Below are 17,748 nucleotides of genomic sequence, written 5' to 3' on the forward strand. Positions count from 1 at the left end.
GGGTTGGGTGGTCAGGCCCACTGGGCCTGGCGGCGGCGGACGAGGTACCAGCCACCAAGGGTGACCAGCACCAGCAGGGCGATGCCACCGACCGTGTAGACCAGCCAACTCGGCCCGCTGGACGTCGCGACGGTCATCGGCGCCGCGACGGGTAGGACGATCTTCCCGGTCGCGGTGCGTTCCACGGTGCCGCTGGCGAGCTTCGCGTGGACGTCCCAGGTGCCGGCGGGCAGGGCCTGGTTGACCTCGATCCGGACCTGACCGCTCTGGCCGGGCAGGATCGTCACGCCGTTGGTCACCTTGAACGGGCCGGCCTGGACCGCCGCCTTGGTCAGCGACAGGGTGCCGGTCATGTCCAGCGCGCGTTCGCCGGTATTGGTGACCTTCGCGGTGACCACCGGGAACTCACCGGTGCCCGGCTCCGCGGCCAACCCTTCGATCCGGAAGTCCGTTGGCGGCTCGCCACCGGGACCGACGTCGAGGTAGACCCGGATGCCCACCCGGTGGATCTGGGTGACGTTGCCGGTGCGCTCCTTCGTGCTGGTGACCTGCGCCCAGATCGCGGCGTACCGCTCGCCCTTGGACGCCTTCTTCGGCACGGCGAGTTCGACCTCGACCGGTCGGCGCTCGCCCGGATCCAGCCGCATCGTGGCGGTCTTCAGCCGGATCCACCCGCTCAGTTCGTTGCCTGTGCGCCCCTCGGGCACGGTGAAGGCGTTGTTCTCCACCGACGCGCCGCCCGAATAGAAGTCGATCTTCTGCGTCTCGGCGGAGGTGTTCTGCACCTCCACGCGGCGGTTGATCGTCGTGCCGGGTTTGAGGTGATCCACGATGTAGACCTGAGCCCTCGGGTCCTGTACCCGACTGGCCGGAATGTCCAGCATCCGGATGCTGATCGCGGCCTCCTCGGCCGGGTCCTGTCGCTGCTCCCGCACGGCAACGGCTGGTGCCGCCGAAACCCCGAGCGCCACGAGGGCGACCGAGGCCAGCAGCACCAGCCGGCCGAGCGGCTCAGAACACCGAATGTGTCACCGTCCCGGTGTAGACACCCTGGACGGTGCCGACGGGGATGTTCACCACCAGGGTGGGGTTCCAGGTGGCGAAGTTGTTGCCGGTGCCCCCGGTGTGGCTCATCGCCGTCCGGGGCACGTTGATGATCACCTGCTGGGCCGCGGTGGGCTGGCCCGGTGTGAAGGTGCCGCCACCGGCGGTCGCCGTGGCGGGGCCGGACCAGTACAGAACGTTGATGTTCGGGATCGTCTCTCCGGAGGAGCCGCCGCCGGTGACGAAGTCGGTGGAGATGACGTTGGCGGTCCAGTTGGGGGTGAGCGACCCGCGCTGGTCCAGCACGGTGACCGGGCCGAGCTGGCCGGTGACCGTGGAGCCCTCCACACCGTGTCCGATGTTCGCCGTCGCCGGCACGGTGATCGACAGGCCACCGGCGGCGTCGACGGTGAGGGTCACGATCGTGTCGCCCGTGGTGTCCGCGGCGGCCGGTCCGGCGAGCGCGACGACGGCGGCGACGCCGGCCAGGCCCGCGAGAATCTTTCTGCGCATCGAGTCTCCTTTGTCCTAAAGAGCGCTGGGAAGCACTTAAGAGACTAACTACGCAAAACACCCATAAGGGCTCGAATGGCACGAGCGTCACCCGTGGGCGTTCGATGATCGTGCGGGGCCGGGTTCCCGCACGAGCATGGCCCGCCGCACGTGCGGGGTCGTCGCGGTGGGCGCGCGCACGGCAAGGGCTCGGCGCCGTACCGGCCGCCGAGCCCTCCGAACGGATTCAGGCCGCGACCACGTACGGGAACGTGGCGGAACGCGCGGCCTTGGTGACCTCCGAGGTGAGGCCGGACGTGGTGCCGGTGTTGAGGACCAGGGAGAACATCACCTCGGGCGCGTTGTCGGCCAGGGTTCGTCCGTTGCGGACCGCGAAGCCGAAGTTCGCTGCCGTGCCGACCGTGTACGACAGCAGGTCGGGGTAGAGCTGCCGGGCGACGCTCCAGCCGTACGCCTGCGGGTCCGGTGCGGTGCCGTTCGCCTCGACCACCCCGGCGACCGCGTTCGCGATCTCCTCTCCGCCCTCGGTGAGGTCGTTGCCGGGGTGCCGGAAGTTGGCGGGGTCGGAGAAGTCGGTGTCGTGCGGCCAGAAGATCGGCCACATCATGGGGTGGCCGGCGCGGTTGATCTGCCGCCACCCGCCCGCGTCGGTGGCCAGCATGGTGCGGCACCACACGCCGATCTCGGTGCCGTCGCGCAGCAGCGGCTCGTCGTGGGACACCTCGAGGACGATCGACTCGACGGTGGTGCCGGCGAAGCTGTTCTTGGCCTGGTCGACCCGCCACGCCGAGCGGTCCACCCGTGAACCGTTCTTGACCGCGCCGTTGATGGTGGCGAGTTCGTCGAGGTCGACGAAGAAGGGGTCGGTGATCCGGCCGGCCCAGATCCGGACGTTGCCGCCGGTCGTCACCTCACCGGTTCGCCCCTCGGCGATGGGGGTGCCCATCGCGGCGTCGTCGCGGGCGTCCGAGCCGGTGAGCTCGTACAACTGGAATGTCTGCCGGGCTTCGCCGTCCGGCTCGCCGAAGGCGAACCGGTAGGTGAGGTCCTCCATCGGGGTGCCGTTGATGTGAATCTTGATCTCGTAACGCGCCTCGGCGTGGAAGCCGCGCTTGATGTCGGCCCTGGTCACCGAGCTGTTGACGTCCATGACGAACACCGTGGCGCGGTCACCGTTGAAGACGTACAGGTCGTCGATGTACAACTGGCCGCCCTGAGCGGCCAGGGGCGTATCGAGGTGGTGCGACATGGGCTCACTCCCGGACTGCCGGATTCAGGACTAATCCGAACATAGTGGTCATGAGCCTGGCCTCTACGCCCATCGAGTCAATCCGGTTCGAGGAGGTGGCGAAGGCTGCAACGGCGCTGGGCCGCCCGAGTTCTCCTCGGACGGCCCACGCCTTGGTGCTCGGCTGATCAGATCCGGGACCACTTCTGGTTGGCGGCGCCGAGGCAGTCCCACAGGTGCAGCTTGCCACCGTTGTTGGGGTTGGCCTCCCGGACGTCGACGCACTTGTTGGCATTGAGGTTGACCAGGTCGCCGGCACCGTTGAGAGTGAAGCGTTGCGCGGTGTTGCCGTTGCAACTGACCAGGTTGACCTCGGTGCCGTTGGCGGTGCCGGCCCAGGCCGGGTCCATGCACTTGCCCATCGCGCGGACGGTCCCGTCGGACGCGAAGGTCCAACTCTGGGCCGCCGTGGTGTTGCAGTCCCAGATCTGGAGCTTTGCGCCCTCGACCGGGTTGGCGCCGGGGATGTCGATGCAGCGACCGCTCTGCGCACCCCTGATCCGATTGGTACCGGGAGTGGGCTCGCCCCCGCCACCCGAGGTGTAGCTGGACACCCGGACGTAGTCGACGAGCATCTGCTGCGGGAACTGGGTCGAGCCGTCGGGGTAGCCGGGCCAGTTACCGCCGACCGCCACGTTGAGGATCATGAAGAAGGGGTGGTCGAACACCCAGCGGTTGCCGCCGAGCCGAGCGGGGTCGACCCGGTGGTACTGCACCCCGTCGACGTACCAGGTGATGACGTTCGGCTCCCAGTCCACCCGGTACGTGTGGAAGGTGTCGGCGAGCGGCGCGCCGATGGTGCGGCTGCCCGTGATGCCGCCGCCTCCGGAGTAGCCGGGCCCGTGCACGGTGCCGTAGACGGTGTTGGGCTCCCGGCCGATGTTCTCCATGATGTCGATCTCGCCCGCGTCGGGCCACCCGCCGCCGGTGCCGAGCATCCAGAAGGCCGGCCAGATGCCCTGACCACGCGGGATCTTGATCCGGGCCTCGAACCGCCCGTACGTCTGGGTGAAGGTGGCCGCCGTCAGCAACCGCGCCGACGTGTACTCGCAGCGCCCGTAGTGGCACTGGTAGTTGGCGGGATTGTCCCGGCGGGCGGTGATGACCAGGTTGCCCTGACCGTCGTGGACGGCGTTGCTGGTGCTGTTCGTGTAGTACTGCCGCTCGTTGTTGCCCCAGCCGCCACCGCCGGTGTCGAACCGCCACTTGTTCTGGTCGACGGGCGTGCCGGCGGGGGAGTTGAACTCGTCCTGCCAGCTGATGGGACCGATGGCGGCCTCGGCCCGGTCGGGGTGCGCCGGGACGACGAGCGCCGTCGCGGTCGCGACGAGGGTGGCCGCCAGGAGTACGAGCGGACGGAAGCGGAGGCTGGGCCGGGCTGTGAACACGGGAGGCTCCTCAGCTTGGGGGTGATGGAGGCGGTTTACCAGGATAGAGAGCGCTCTCTAAGCGAAGCATGTCGATATGGTGTCTTTCTGTCAAGACTGTTTCCAATATCACGACCGTCCGTTACCGCCCGATGCTGAGCAGTGAGCGGCGGTGCGCCGAGGCCGGTCGTCGCCGTGGCATCGCTCGATGCCTCCTCGGTGGACGACGTCGACCCGTCGAAGAAGTTCGGCGCGGCCGAGGGTTACTCGATAGCGGTCGAATCGACCCTTCCTATTGCCGTGGGCCGTCCACGCGGGACAGGATGACGAGGCGTGCCGGAAACTTTCCCGTAACCTGCGCGCTGCTGGTCTCTGTCACAAGGAAGTGGGAGTCAGTCATGAGCGAGGCGTCGACGGCACTGGGTGTGCGTCTCTACCCGGATCTGGTCGAGCGGGGTGGCCTGGCCCCCGCGCTGATCGAAACTGCTGCCCGCCACGGGCTCGACGTCGGCCGGGTGACCGCGCCGGAGCAGGGGCGGGCCCGGTTCACCTGCGCAGAGCTGCACTCCGACGAGGGCGTGGTCTGCGTGGGGCTGGGATCACAGGCCCGATACTTCATGATCGACCTGCGCGTCTCGGGAGAGGTTCTCGCCCGCGGCGACGTCATGGACCTGGTGCAGGTCGCCCAGGTGGCCGCGGCCTGGCGGGCCGGCCTGACGTTCGCCGAGCTGACCGTCCGGTTCCCGTTCATGGAGGAGATCAAGCACCGCCCGGCGCCGGTGGCTCAGGTCGGCTAGGGCAGGTCAGCAGCGCAGCCGAGGTGGCAGTGGTGACTGCGTACCGGCACTCCGGTTGAGGTAGGTCGACGCGACGAAGTCGACGAGGCGCTCCGCGTCGGTCGCGGTCGAGGCCAGTCCGAACGAGACACGGACGGCGCCGCCCGTCGGCAGCCCCAGCGCGGCGAGGTACTCGTCGATCGTGTCGACCCCTGCCAACAGTCGCTGCCGCATCGACGTCCGGCTGATCCCGAACGCGCCCTCGGCCGCGCCCGGATTGCAGAAACAGCCGGTACGCAGGGAGAGGCCGGCCGCTGCCGCCTCCCGCGCCACGAGCCGTTCGTCGACCAGCGTGCCGTCCGGGTGGCGGAGGTTGAAGGTCACCGTGCCACCGCGCCCCGCACCCGTCGTCGGCCCGTACACCTGGACCAACTGCCCGCCGGTGTCGTGTCGCAGAGTGGCCAACCGCTCCAGCAGCCACTCGGTGAGCAGGCCGACCCGGGCGTGGACGAGGTCCACGCCGATCGAGTCGAGCCAGCGCAACCCGAACTCCACGTCCGGGATGCTCAGGAAGTTGAGCGTGCCGTCCTCGAACGCCGACTCGTCGTCCATCGGCCGGTGCCAGTCGCCCTGCACGCTCACCGCGCGGATCGTGCCGCCGGCGAACCACGGCCGGCGCAACCGGGCCAGCGCCGAACGGCGGGCCAGCAGCGCACCGACACCGGTGGGGTAGCCGAAGAGCTTGTACCAGCTCAGACAGACGAAATCCGGTCGGACGACGCTGAGGTCCAGCCGATTCGTGGGCGCGAAGGCGGCCGCGTCCAGCAGCACGTCGTAGCCCCGCTGCTGGGCCAGCTCCACCCAACCCAGCGGGTGCTGCACCCCGGAGAAGTTGCTCTGCGCCGGGTAGGCGAACAGGCCACGACGACCGGGCCGGCCCCACCGACGGGTCAGGCCAACCCGGCCGGCGTCGAGCGCCGCGACCAGGTCCGTCTCGGCGATCCGCAGTTCCGGCCCGTTCAGCGGCAGGTAGCGTACGGACGCGCGAGCCGACCGGGCGTACTCGCGGATGCCGTTGACCGAGTTGTGATTGTCCCAGGTGAGCACCAGCGGCGCGGCCCGGCCGAAGTCGTACGCCTCGCCGACCAGCCGGCAGGCGCCGCTGGCGTTCGGGGTGAAGATGACCGCGTACTCGTCCGGGTCGGCACGGAAGAAGTCGAGCACCGCGCGTCGCGCCGACTCCACCAGCGAGCCCGCCGCCACGCTCGTGGGGTTCTCCGAGTGGGGGTTGCTGTAGAGGCCGGCGAGCAACCGGTCGTGGTGGGCGCGAACCTGCGCCTGGGCGGCCACCCCGGCTCCGGCGTAGTCGAGGTACACCTGCCCGTCGGTGTCCAGGTGTCGGTACTCGGTGGCGCGCAGCTCGTCGATCCGGCCGGTGGCGGTGTATCCCGGCAGCGCCGTGGGGGAGGCGGGCTGCGTCGGGTCAGGACGCACGACGGGGATTCCGTCGGAGCAGGACCGTCCAGGCCGCGCCCAGGAAGAGCAGCACGAAACCGCCGAGCACCAGCCAGTCGACCCACACCGGCCGGGAGAAGCTGTCGCCGTACGTGGCCAGCAGCGGCGGGCCGAGCGGGGAGCCGCCGTCGCGCCAGAGCCGCTCCACCCCGGCGGTGTGCCCCAAGCCCTCGAACGCCCACCGGTTCGACATCGCGTAGCTGAGCCACTGACCGCCGACCGCCATCGCCGGCACCGGCAGGATCGCGCCGACGAACAGCACCTGTGGGAAGCAGAGCATCGGCAGCATGAGCGTCGCCTGGGCCGCGTCGGACACGGCCGCGGAGCAGAGCAGGCCGAGGGCGAGCGCCGCCGCCGAAGAGAGCAGCAGTGTCGCGTACAGGGCGGCGAAGTCGGCGCCGCCGACCGGCGGCAGCCGGTCCATGCCGCGCAGCACGCCGAGCAGGGCCAGGTCCACCAGGGCCAGCAGCGGCAGCAGCACCGCCACCTTCGCCAACAGGTACGGGACCAGCCGGACACCGGCCAGCCGTTCCCGGCGCAGGATCGGCAGCTCGGTGCAGATCTGGAGGAGCCCGTAGGTCAGCCCGAAGAAGAAGCCGCCGAACGCGATCCAGAACAGGATCATCACGGTCACCGTCGGGCTGGGTCTGGTCGGCTCGAACGCCCCCGGGCGGAACAGCAGCGCGAACATGCCGAGCACCATCAGCGGCGAGCCGAGCAGGATCGCCAAGGTCAGTCGGTTGCGGACGACGATCTCCGTGTTGCGCGCGGTGAGGACCGCCCACTGGCGCAGCCGGCCGACGCGTCGGGACGGCGTCGCGCCGACGTCACCCTCGTCGGGTGTACGGGGCGGCTGTTCGGGCGCGCGCTGCTCGGCGAAGCGATCGGGCCACTCGGCCGGCTGCGTCGTTTCGTCGAGCCGGAGGTGCACCTCGGCCAGGGAACGCAGGCCGAAGAACTCCCGGGCGGCGGTCGGGGTGCCGGTGAACGCCAACCGGCCCTGGCGGGTCAGCACGACGACCCGGTCGCAATGGTCCACGTCGGTGACCTGGTGAGTGGTCAGCACGACGGTGGTGCCGTGTCGGCGAGCGCGCGGAGCACCCGGAGCAGCTCCACGGCGATCGCCGGGTCCAATCCGGAGGTGGGCTCGTCCAGGAAGAACACGCCGGGTCGGGTGAGCAGCTCGACGGCGATGCTGGCGCGCTTGCGTTCACCACCGCTGAGCAGGCCGACCGGCGTGGCGGCCCGGTCGGTCAGTCGCAGCTCGGCGAGCACCTCCGCGACCCGGTCACTGATCTCGGCCGGCCCGGCGGTGGAGCCCAGGCGCAGTCGGGCGGCGTACCGCAGGGTGCGGGCCAGGGGCAGCTCGCGGTGGATGATGTCGTCCTGGGGAACGACACCGATGGTGCCGGCCGTGGTGTTGCCGTCGTACGTGACGGTGCCTGCCGCCGGTAGCTGCACCCCCGAGAGGATCTCCAGCAGGGTGGTCTTGCCGGCGCCGCTGGCACCGATGATCGCGACCAGCTCGCCCCGCGCGATGGTCACCGAGACGTCGGTCAGGATCTGGCGACCGCTCCGCACGCTCTGGACCAGCCCGTGAGCGGCGATGCCGACACCGGCACGTGGGGGAGACGTGGTCTGCTCGGTCGTCATGGCGAGTGCTCGATCCGGTCGGGAGTGGTCCGCCCGAATATCGTGCCTCGCCGATGTTACTGAGTGGCCGCACAGCGCGCCCGGAGTGGACGGTCAGCGACAGTCGTCCGTTCAGCCGGTGGTGGTCCGTGCCGGTGCCGGCACCTGGAGGAGGTCGAGGCAGTTGCGCCACAGCGTCTCCAGCTGGGTCGGATCGTTGAGCAACTTCGCGAGCAGGACCCGCCCCTCGATCTGCGCGACTATCGATCGGGCGGCCTCGCGGCTGTCGACCGCCGGGCCGGCCAGTCCGCGCTCCTTGGCTTCGACGACGACCTGCTCGATGAGGCCGATCTGCTCCTCGAAGATTTCCTGGAGCCGACCGCGGATCTCCTCGGCCTGGTTGCTGAGTTCGAGGGCGAGGTTGCCGAACAGGCAGCCCGCGACCACTCCGGCTTTCTGCTGGCCGACGTGCTGGATCTCCTCGGTGGCCTCGAACAGGTCCCGGAGACGCTGGAGCGGGTCGCGCCCGCTGCCGAGCAACTGCTCCCACTGCCGGCGCTGGGTGACCCAGTGCTCGTCGATGACGGTGCGGGCGAGCGCCTGCTTGGACTCGAAGAAGTAGTAGAAGCTGCCCTTCGGCACGCCCGCCGCCGCGCAGATCTCGGCGACGCCGAGCGCCGAGTAGCCGCGCTGCTCGATGAGCGTGGCGGCCGCGTCGAGGATTTTGTTCCTCGCGTCACTGGTTCGACCCATGCCTCGACGATACACGACCGGTCGGCTAGCTTTTAGTAGACCAGTCGTCTAGTGAAGGTGGTTTCCTCATGAACAGCAGTCAGGGTCAGAAGGTCGTCGTGATCACGGGCGCTTCCCAGGGCATCGGCGCCGGCCTCGTGGACGCCTACCGCAAGCTGGGGTACGGCGTCGTGGCGACCTCACGGTCGATCGGCGCTTCCGACGATCCGGAGATCGTCACGGTCCGGGGTGACATCGCCGAGGCCGACACCGCGGAGCGTGTGGTGCGTGCCGCTCTGGACCGGTTCGGGCGGATCGACACTCTGGTGAACAACGCCGGTGTCTTCGTCGCCAAGCCGTTCACCGACTACACCGACGAGGACTTCGACCAGGTCACCGGCATCAACCTCGCCGGCTTCTTCCACCTCACCCAGCGCGTGATGCCGCACCTGCTGGCCAGCGGGGCCGGTCATGTCGTCAGCATCACCACGAGCTTCGTCGACCAGCCCAACTCGAACGTCCCGTCGGTGCTCGCGTCGTTGACCAAGGGTGGCCTCAGCTCGGCGACCAAGTCGCTGGCCATCGAGTACGCGGGGCGCGGTGTCCGGGTCAACGCCGTCGCGCCCGGCGTCATCAAGACCCCGATGCACCCGGTCGAGACGCACCCGACACTCGCGGGTCTGCACCCGGTAGGCCGGATGGGCGAGACCAGCGACGTCGTCGACGCCGTGGTCTACCTCGAGTCCGCACCGTTCGTCACCGGCGAGATCCTGCACGTCGACGGCGGACAGAACGCCGGTCACTGATTCCTGCGAGACCGCGCGGGCCGCGGGTTCGGCTGATGTGGCGGGCAGATCCGCGCCGGTGGTGTGGATCTGCCCGGCGGGGTTGATCATTTCGTGCGACCGTTGGCGGGTGATCAACACGAGGTTGGTCACCGGAAGGAGACCACGGCGGGACCCACGGGTGGCGGTGGCGATCTCCGACCCGCAGAAGCCGGGTCGCTACCACGAGGTCCGGGGGCGGGTGGTGCACAACAGCACCGAGGGCGCCGCCGAGCACATCGACCAGTTGGCGCAGCGCTACCTCGGTGGGCCGTACCCGTGGTTCGGCGGGCGGGACGAGGTTCGGATCATCCTGACCATCGAGCCTGACCGGGTGCGGTCGATGGGCTGACGGCGTCACCCGTCGCCGAGCCGCGGCAGGCATGAACGGCCCGGTCAGGGGAAGACCGGCCGTTCCGCCGCCGAACAGGAGAGCCGGGATGAGAGCCGTCGTGTACGCGGGCGTCCGGACGGTCGCGGTGCGGGAGGTGCCCGACGCGACGCTGGAGGCGGAGACCGACGCGCTCGTCCGCATCACCTCCACCGCTCTGTGCGGTACCGACCTGCACATGTACGACGGACGGACCAGCGCCGAGCCCGGCCTGGTGCTCGGTCACGAACCGCTCGGCGTGGTGCAGGAGGTGGGCGCCGCGGTGCAGACCGTCCGGCCGGGCGCACGGGTGGTGATCCCCACGCACCTGTTCTGCGGCACGTGTGTGATGTGCGCCCGCGGGCTCTCGGCGGCCTGTCTGCGGGCCCGCGCCGAAGGGCCGGGTGCGGCGTACGGGTACGCGGGAATGGGCCCGTACCGCGGGGCGCAGGCCGACCTGCTGCGCGTGCCGTGGGCCGACGCCAACTGCGTGGCTCTCCCGGGCGAGCCGGGGGACGCGAACGAGGACGACTTCGTGCTGCTCGCCGACGCGTTCGTCACCGGGTGGCACGCCGCCGCCACCCTCGCCGAGGTCGGGCCCGGCGACACCGTGGCGGTGTTCGGCGCGGGCACCGTCGGTCTGCTGAGCGCCTACGCGGCGCTGCTCCGAGGCGCCCGGGTCGTGTACTGCGTCGACGGGGTCGACGCCCGACTCGACAAGGCCGGCGAAATCGGCGCCGTACCGGTCGACTTTCGCCGGGGCGACCCCGTCGAGCAGATCCGCGCCGACCGGGCTCGGACCGGGCTGCCCCTCGGCGAGGAGAAGCTCGGTGGGGTCGACAAGGTCATCGACGCGGTCGGGTTCCAGGCCCGGGACCGGGAGCACCCCGACCGGGAGCGACCGAACCAGGTGATCACCGACGCCGCCCGGCTGGTCAACGCCGCCGGCGCGATCGCGGTCGCGGGCGTCTATCCGGACCAGGACCCGCACCCCGGCCCCGGCGCGGACGGTCACGAGAACCTGGTCGCGCCCTGGGGTGCGCTGTTCAGCAAGGGGGTCGCGGTCCGGTTCGGTCGCACCCACGACCGCCGCTACACCGTCCTGCTGCGGGACCTGGTCGTCGCGGGTCGAGCACAGCCCAGCGTGATCGTCACCCACCACGGCACCCTGGCCGACGCCCCCGAGTTGTACCGCCGCTTCGACCGCCGCGAGCACGGGTTGATCAAAGCAATACTGCGCCCCTCCTAACCACCCCGTGCCGCCCCCGCACCCTGCTGACCGCGCCGGGCTGACCGCGCCGGGCTGACCGCGCCGGGCTGACCGCGCCGGGCTGACCGCGCCGGGCTGACCGCGCCGGGCTGACCGCGCTGATCTTGCAGCTTCTGTTGTCGATAGAAGGTGATATGCCCCTTGTGTCGGCACAGAAAGTGCAAGATCGCGGGCGGGGGGCGGCCTGGGCCCGTCGATCATGGATTTGTGGTGCCTGCTTTGTCGTGTTGTGAGGAGCTTGTCACCCAGCACAACTTCATGATCGACGGGGTCGGCATCGACGGGGCGGCGTTGGCGGGGCGTTCCGCTGGTCTCGGGCGGTTCGTTGGGTGAGGTGGGGCGGAAACTCTGTCACTGCTCCGCTGGGCCCGGTGCCTGCGGGTCTCGGGCGGCGCGCTCATCGTCAAGGCGCTGGGGGTGCTGGCCCGAGCCCTCGGTGTCGAGGTGGGCGAGTCGAGCGCGATCGTGAGGGAGTGCCCGCGCCGACGCCCGTGCGCCGTGCCGGGGGAGGGGGCCGCCGGACCGGCCGATCCCGCCCTTAATGGTCGTTAAGTAGCATGTCCGGCTGCTGGTGGCGGATTTGGTGGGGACGATCATCGTCGATTTGGTACCTGGGTAGAGGCGTGGGTCACACCGTCGCCCGGGGAGTCTGGTGTCATCGTGGGCGAGGTGCCGACGCTGCCGTTGGATCAAGATCAATCGATGGTGGCCAGCGTGTCCACCGCCGCGACCGCTCCGAGTAGCGGCGGATCGTGCCTGGTGACGGGGCTCTCGACGGCGACCGGAGTCGATCATGGGCCGATCTTCCATTTGACAACGTTGCCACCGACAGGCCAAGGTGCCCGGAGGGGCTCCTGAGGTAGCTGTGACGGGCGAATACTCTGCTACGTCTATATTGCCGGATTGTTACTTTTTCAACAGCTCCTCGCCTTGCGGATGGCCCTGCGGCCGCAATACGTTGCCGTCAACAACAAAACCGAGTGAAGGTTCAACCTTCCGGAGGCAACCGATGACGTTGGCGAGGTGGTACGAGCAATGAGCAACGTGCCGACCCTCCTTGAGATGCGCTCCATCACCAAGGAGTTCCCCGGAGTCAAGGCCCTCTCCGACGTCAACCTGGTGGTTCGCGCCGGCGAGATCCATGCCATCTGCGGCGAGAACGGTGCGGGCAAGTCCACCCTGATGAAGGTCCTCAGCGGGGTGTACCCACACGGCACCTACGACGGCAAGATCATCTACCAGGGGTCGGAGAGCAAGTTCTCCGACATCCGGGCCAGTGAGAACGCCGGCATCGTGATCATCCACCAGGAGCTCGCGCTCATTCCCGGAATGTCGATCGCCGAGAACATCTTCCTCGGCAACGAACCGCGCAAGCGGGGCGCGATCGACTGGAAGGCCGCGAACCGGATGGCGTTGGACCTGATGGCCCGGGTCGGTCTGGAAGAGGACCCGGACACCCTGATCAAGGACATCGGAGTCGGCAAGCAGCAGCTCGTCGAGATCGCCAAGGCGTTCGCCAAGGACGTGAAGCTGCTCATCCTCGACGAGCCCACCGCGGCGCTCAACGAGGCCGACTCCCGTCACCTGCTGGACCTGCTGCGCGGGTTCCGCTCCCGCGGCATCACCTCGATCATGATCTCGCACAAGCTGAACGAGATCGAGGCGATCGCCGACCAGATCACCATCCTGCGCGACGGCCGGACCGTGGAGACCCTCGACGTCAAGGCGGACGGGGTCGACGAGGACCGGATCGTGCGGGGCATGGTCGGCCGTGAGCTGAGCAGCCGGTTCCCGGACCACACCCCGAAGATCGGCGAGGTCTTCTTCGAGGTCCGCGACTGGAACGTCCGGCACCCGATCTCCGCCGACCGGCAGGTCTGCAAGAACGAGAGCTTCGTGGTACGCCGCGGCGAGATCGTCGGCTTCGCCGGTCTCATGGGCGCGGGCCGCACGGAACTCGCGATGAGCGTCTTCGGCCGCTCCTACGGGGTGTACGAGTCGGGCACGATCATCAAGGACGGCAAGGAAATCGTGCTGAAGTCGGTGGCGGACGCCATCGACAACGGGCTCGCGTACGTCAGCGAGGACCGTAAGGCGCTCGGCCTCAACCTGCTCGACGACATCAAGACGTCGACGGTGGCCGCCAAGCTGTCCAAGATCACGCACCACGGCGTCCTGAACGAGGTCGAGGAATACCAGGCGGCTGAGTCGTACCGCAAGGAGTTGCGGACCAAGGCCCCGACGGTCGACGAGGGCGTCTCGAAGCTCTCCGGCGGCAACCAGCAGAAGGTCGTCCTGGCCAAGTGGATGTTCAGCGACCCGGACCTGCTGATCCTCGACGAGCCGACGCGCGGTATCGACGTCGGCGCGAAGTACGAGATCTACGGCATCATCCAGCGGCTCGCCGACCAGGGGAAGGGCGTCATCGTCATCTCCTCGGAGCTGCCTGAGCTGATCGGGCTCTGCGACCGCATCTACACCGTGTTCGAAGGTGCCATCACGGGCGAGATCGCCCGGGCGGACGCGGACCCGGAGACCCTCATGAAGCAGATGACCTCGACGAAGAAGTTGGCCACCCGATGAGCCGTATCAAGGACCTTCAGAAGAACCTGTTTGGGGGCACGACCTCCAACGCCCGCCAGTTCGGGATGATCTTCACCCTGGTGGCGATCGTCTTGATCTTCCAGATCTGGACCAACGGGCTGACGCTGCGGTCGGACAACCTGATCGCGCTGTTCCAGCAGAACTCGTACATCCTGATTCTGGCCATCGGCATGCTGATGGTGATCGTGGCCGGGCACATCGACCTCTCGGTCGGCTCGGTCGCGGCATTCACCGGCATCCTGGTCGCCAAGTCGATGACCGAGTGGGATCTGCCCTGGCCCGCCGCCATCGTGTTCGGCCTCGCCATCGGCGCGGTGATCGGCGCCTGGCAGGGCTTCTGGGTGGCGTACATCGGGGTGCCGGCGTTCATCGTCACCCTGGCCGGCATGTTGCTCTTCCGCGGTGGCAACCAGTTCATCGGCAACGCGCAGAGCATCCCGGTGCCGGAGGGCTTCCGGGAGATCGGCTCGGGCTTCCTGCCCGAGTTCGGCCCCAACACCGGCTACAACAACGCCACGCTGCTGCTCGGTCTGGCCGCCGCGTTGGCGGTGGTGTGGCGCGAGATCCAGGCCCGCAACACCCGTCGCGCCATGGACGCCAACCCGGCACCCATGTGGATCTCGATCCTGCGGATGGCCGTCATGGTCGGCGTGATCGCCTTCGCGGCGCTGCGCTTCGCCAGCGGTCGCGTCGGCACCAGCTTCCCGATCTCGGGCATCATCCTGGTGGCGCTGGTCATCGCGTACTCCTTCTACACCCGCAACACGGCCGGCGGCCGGCACATCTACGCGGTGGGCGGCAACTCCCGGGCGGCCGAGCTGTCCGGCGTGAAGCTCAAGCGGGTCAACTTCTTCGTCATGATGAACATGTCGATCCTGGCTGCTCTGGCCGGCATGATCTTCGTGGCCCGTTCGCAGGCGTCTGGCCCGCAGGACGGCAACGGCTGGGAGTTGGACGCGATCGCCGCGGTCTTCATCGGTGGCGCGGCCGTCGCCGGCGGCATCGGCACCATCAGCGGCTCCATCGTCGGCGGTCTCGTCATGGCCGTGCTCAACAACGGCCTTCAGCTTCAGGGCGTGGGCACCGACAAGGTCCAGATCATCAAGGGCCTGGTCCTGCTGCTGGCCGTCGCGATCGACGTCTACAACAAGAGCCAGGGGCGGTTCTCCATCATCGGGAGCCTGATGCGGCCGTTCCGCCGCGACGACTCCGTCCCACCCGCCTCACCGCCGGACGCGGAGCGCGAGCCCGCCAAGGCAGCGGTGTCCGGCTGACGGTCACCGACCTCACCACCCCGTTACACCTCAAGAAAGGCAAGTCCTCACCATGCGTAAATTCTTCGGCACGTCGGTGGTCGCGGTCAGCGCCGCCGCCATGCTGGCCCTCGCCGGCTGCGGTTCCGGCCGCGACGGCGACAGCGGCTCCGGCGGCGAGGCCGCCAAGGGCTTCGCGGCGAACTCGCTGATCGGCGTGGCCCTCCCGGCCAAGACCTCCGAGAACTGGGTCCTCGCCGGTGACCTGTTCACCAACGGTCTCAAGGAGGCCGGCTTCCAGGCTGACGTGCAGTACGCCGGCGCGTCGACCACCGTCGCCGACCAGCAGGCCCAGATCACCGCCATGACCACCAAGGGCGCCAAGGTCATCGTCATCGGCGCGACCGACGCCGCGCAGCTGGCGACCCAGGTCGCCGCGGCGCACGCCGCCGGTGCCAAGGTGATCGCGTACGACCGGCTCATCACCAACACGCCGGACCTCGACTACTACGTCGCCTTCGACAACTTCAAGGTCGGCCAGCTCCAGGGCCAGGCCCTGCTGGACGGCATGAAGGCCAAGAAGCCGAACGGCCCGTACAACATCGAGCTGTTCTCCGGCTCGCCGGACGACAACAACGCCGGTGTCTTCTTTAACGGCGCGATGGACGTGCTCAAGCCGGAGATCGACAAGGGCAACGTCGTCGTCGCCTCGGGTCAGAAGGACGTCAAGCAGACCGCCATCCAGGGCTGGAAGGCCGAGGGTGCGCAGGCCCGCATGGACCAGCTGCTGACCTCGACCTACGGCAGCAAGGAGCTGGACGGCGTCCTCTCCCCGAACGACACGCTGGCCCGCGCCATCCTGACCTCGGTCAAGGGCGCTGGCAAGCCGACCCCGATCGTCACCGGCCAGGACTCCGAGGTCGAGTCGGTCAAGTCGATCGTCAAGGGCGAGCAGTACATGACGATCAACAAGGACACCCGCAACCTGGTGAAGGAGACCATCAACATGGTCAAGGCTCTCCAGGCCGGTAACACCCCGCAGGTGAACGACACCAAGTCCTACAACAACGGCAGCAAGGTCGTCGACACGTACCTGCTCCCGCCGGTCGCCGTCACCAAGGCGAACGCGGCTGAGGCGTACGCCAACGACCCGAAGCTCGCGCCGCTCACCAAGTAATCACCGCACGGTAGGTAGTACGCCGATGGGTCCCGGGTCTCCTCTACCGGGACCCATCGTCGTCTCCGCACCCCCGCACCGAGCGGCCTGGACCCGGAAGGAGGTCTGACCGTGGCGACACCAGTACGGGCCAGGCCAGCCGGCGTCGGCCGCAACACGGAATCCCCGCTGCCGGCGCTCCCCGGCGCCAGCCAGGAGGAGATCCGGCGGCAGAACCTCGGCGCTGTGCTGCGCTACGTCCACCTGCACGGGCCGACATCCCGCGCCGAGCTGACCAGCCGGCTCGGCCTCAACCGAAGCACCATCGGCGCTCTGGCCGCCGACCTGGTCACCAGCGGTCTGGTCACCGAGGAGGCGCCGGCCACCACCCGCCGCGCCGGTCGACCCTCACTCGTGGTCAGCCCTCGCTCCGACCGGGTCTACGCGCACGCGCTGAGCATCGACGCGGACCGGCTGCGTGCCGCCCGGGTCGGCCTGGGCGGGCAGATCCTCGATCTGCGGGAGATCCCTCGTCCCAGCGGCATGTCGGCGATCGACGCCGTCGGCCCCCTCGGCGATCTGGTCCGTGACATGGAGCGTTCCGTGGCCGGCGACGGCCTGCTGGTCGGCGGCGCGGCGGCGGTCACCGACACCACCCGTGACCCGGACGGCAGGCTCCGGATCGCCAGCATCGACGAAACCCTCGGCGTCGCGCTGGAGGCGGAGTTCAGCAGTGACCCTGGTTTCGTCGCCGGCGACCTGGCCGACATCGCCGGCCTGGCCGAGCACGCCAGGGGCGTCGCGGTCGGCATCGACGATGTCATCTACCTGCACGGAGACCTGGGCATCAGCGCCGGCATCATCGTCGGCGGCCGACTGGTGATCGGCCACCGGGGCCACAGTGGCAAGGTCGGCCACATGGTCGTCAACCCCAACGGCCTGCCCTGCGGCTGCGGCTCACGCGGCTGCTGGGAAACCGAGATCTCCGAAGCCGCGCTGTTGCGGCACGCCGGCCGTGATCCGAGCGACCGCGCGGCGGTGGCCGAGGTCCTGCGCGCCTCGGCGGCCGGCGACCCCACCGCCCGCGCGGCGGTCGAGCAGGTGGCGGACTGGCTCGGCTTCGGCGTGGCGAACCTGGTCAACGTGGTCAACCCGGACGCCGTGGTGTTCGGTGGCTCGCTGCGCGACATCTTCGCCGCCGGTGCGGACGTGGTCCGGGACCGGCTCGACACCATGCCACTGCCCGCCTCCCGCGAGCACCTGCGGTTGCGCGCGGCGGCGCTCGGCCGCGACGCCGTCCTGATCGGCGCCGCCGAGTTGGCGTTCGACAAACTCCTGGCCGACCCGTTGAACGTCGGCGTCGCGGGCCAGGTGAATTCCGCCGAACCGGTGTAGCCACCGGCG

At 69.2% G+C, this 17,748-nt stretch carries 16 protein-coding genes; 8 read left to right on the forward strand and 8 right to left on the reverse strand.

The features are described from left to right. Positions 1-11: 11 nt before the first annotated feature. The 4 genes from AB0877_RS23460 to AB0877_RS23475 all read right to left on the reverse strand — a co-directional run bounded on the left by AB0877_RS23460 (position 12) and on the right by AB0877_RS23475 (position 4,233). Positions 12-935, reverse strand: a complete 924-nt coding sequence (locus tag AB0877_RS23460; protein ID WP_366611465.1) for a hypothetical protein — start codon at positions 933-935, stop codon at positions 12-14. Between the two features lie 76 nt (positions 936-1,011). Continuing rightward, positions 1,012-1,557 carry a hypothetical protein gene (locus AB0877_RS23465; protein WP_366611466.1) on the reverse strand — a complete coding sequence of 182 codons (546 nt, stop codon included), beginning with the start codon at positions 1,555-1,557 and terminating at the stop codon, positions 1,012-1,014. A 226-nt stretch (positions 1,558-1,783) separates the two neighbouring features. Next, positions 1,784-2,806 carry a DUF4331 family protein gene (locus tag AB0877_RS23470; RefSeq protein WP_366611468.1) on the reverse strand — a complete coding sequence of 341 codons (1,023 nt, stop codon included), beginning with the start codon at positions 2,804-2,806 and terminating at the stop codon, positions 1,784-1,786. Positions 2,807-2,973: 167 nt separating this feature from the next. Further along, on the reverse strand, positions 2,974-4,233 hold the full coding sequence (locus tag AB0877_RS23475; protein WP_366611469.1) for a family 16 glycosylhydrolase: 1,260 nt from the start codon (positions 4,231-4,233) through the stop codon (positions 2,974-2,976). Between the two features lie 377 nt (positions 4,234-4,610). On the opposite strand from AB0877_RS23475, the gene AB0877_RS23480 reads away from it, so the two are divergent. Beyond that, positions 4,611-5,009: a hypothetical protein gene (locus tag AB0877_RS23480; protein WP_366611471.1), complete on the forward strand. Its 399-nt coding sequence runs from the start codon at positions 4,611-4,613 to the stop codon at positions 5,007-5,009. Between the two features lie 6 nt (positions 5,010-5,015). Here the strand turns inward: AB0877_RS23480 and AB0877_RS23485 are convergent, their stop codons facing one another. The 4 genes from AB0877_RS23485 to AB0877_RS23500 all read right to left on the reverse strand — a co-directional run bounded on the left by AB0877_RS23485 (position 5,016) and on the right by AB0877_RS23500 (position 8,888). Further along, on the reverse strand, positions 5,016-6,482 hold the full coding sequence (locus tag AB0877_RS23485; protein ID WP_366611473.1) for an aminotransferase class V-fold PLP-dependent enzyme: 1,467 nt from the start codon (positions 6,480-6,482) through the stop codon (positions 5,016-5,018). Next, positions 6,472-7,569 (reverse strand): ABC transporter permease, encoded by a 1,098-nt coding sequence (locus tag AB0877_RS23490; protein ID WP_366611474.1) that lies wholly within the window; start codon positions 7,567-7,569, stop codon positions 6,472-6,474. The genes AB0877_RS23485 and AB0877_RS23490 overlap by 11 nt, the downstream gene beginning before the upstream one ends. Further along, complete coding sequence (locus AB0877_RS23495; RefSeq protein WP_366611476.1) at positions 7,563-8,156, reverse strand: ABC transporter ATP-binding protein; 594 nt, start codon at positions 8,154-8,156, stop codon at positions 7,563-7,565. The genes AB0877_RS23490 and AB0877_RS23495 overlap by 7 nt, the downstream gene beginning before the upstream one ends. Before the next feature lie 111 nt (positions 8,157-8,267). After that, on the reverse strand, positions 8,268-8,888 hold the full coding sequence (locus AB0877_RS23500) for a TetR/AcrR family transcriptional regulator (RefSeq protein WP_366611477.1): 621 nt from the start codon (positions 8,886-8,888) through the stop codon (positions 8,268-8,270). A gap of 68 nt (positions 8,889-8,956) precedes the next feature. Between AB0877_RS23500 and AB0877_RS23505 the strand changes: the two genes are divergently transcribed. The 7 genes from AB0877_RS23505 to AB0877_RS23535 all read left to right on the forward strand — a co-directional run bounded on the left by AB0877_RS23505 (position 8,957) and on the right by AB0877_RS23535 (position 17,739). Beyond that, positions 8,957-9,673: an SDR family oxidoreductase gene (locus AB0877_RS23505; protein WP_366611479.1), complete on the forward strand. Its 717-nt coding sequence runs from the start codon at positions 8,957-8,959 to the stop codon at positions 9,671-9,673. A 109-nt stretch (positions 9,674-9,782) separates the two neighbouring features. Beyond that, the gene (locus tag AB0877_RS23510) at positions 9,783-10,043 is read left to right on the forward strand and encodes a hypothetical protein (RefSeq protein WP_366611480.1); all 261 of its coding nucleotides are present in this window, start codon (positions 9,783-9,785) and stop codon (positions 10,041-10,043) included. 88 nt (positions 10,044-10,131) lie between these two features. Further along, positions 10,132-11,310, forward strand: coding sequence for an alcohol dehydrogenase catalytic domain-containing protein (locus tag AB0877_RS23515; RefSeq protein WP_366611482.1), 1,179 nt, complete (start codon positions 10,132-10,134; stop codon positions 11,308-11,310). Positions 11,311-12,366: 1,056 nt separating this feature from the next. Beyond that, positions 12,367-13,914 (forward strand): multiple monosaccharide ABC transporter ATP-binding protein, encoded by a 1,548-nt coding sequence (mmsA, locus tag AB0877_RS23520; protein WP_366611484.1) that lies wholly within the window; start codon positions 12,367-12,369, stop codon positions 13,912-13,914. Beyond that, on the forward strand, positions 13,911-15,209 hold the full coding sequence (gene mmsB / locus AB0877_RS23525) for a multiple monosaccharide ABC transporter permease (RefSeq protein WP_366611485.1): 1,299 nt from the start codon (positions 13,911-13,913) through the stop codon (positions 15,207-15,209). Before mmsA ends, mmsB begins: the two co-directional genes overlap by 4 nt. A gap of 52 nt (positions 15,210-15,261) precedes the next feature. Further along, positions 15,262-16,365, forward strand: coding sequence for a sugar-binding protein (locus AB0877_RS23530; RefSeq protein WP_366611486.1), 1,104 nt, complete (start codon positions 15,262-15,264; stop codon positions 16,363-16,365). 168 nt (positions 16,366-16,533) lie between these two features. Further along, positions 16,534-17,739: an ROK family transcriptional regulator gene (locus tag AB0877_RS23535; protein WP_366611632.1), complete on the forward strand. Its 1,206-nt coding sequence runs from the start codon at positions 16,534-16,536 to the stop codon at positions 17,737-17,739. Positions 17,740-17,748: the final 9 nt, after the last annotated feature.

Source organism: Micromonospora sp. NPDC047644, from assembly GCF_040704315.1.
Taxonomy (GTDB): Bacteria; Actinomycetota; Actinomycetes; order Mycobacteriales; family Micromonosporaceae; genus Micromonospora.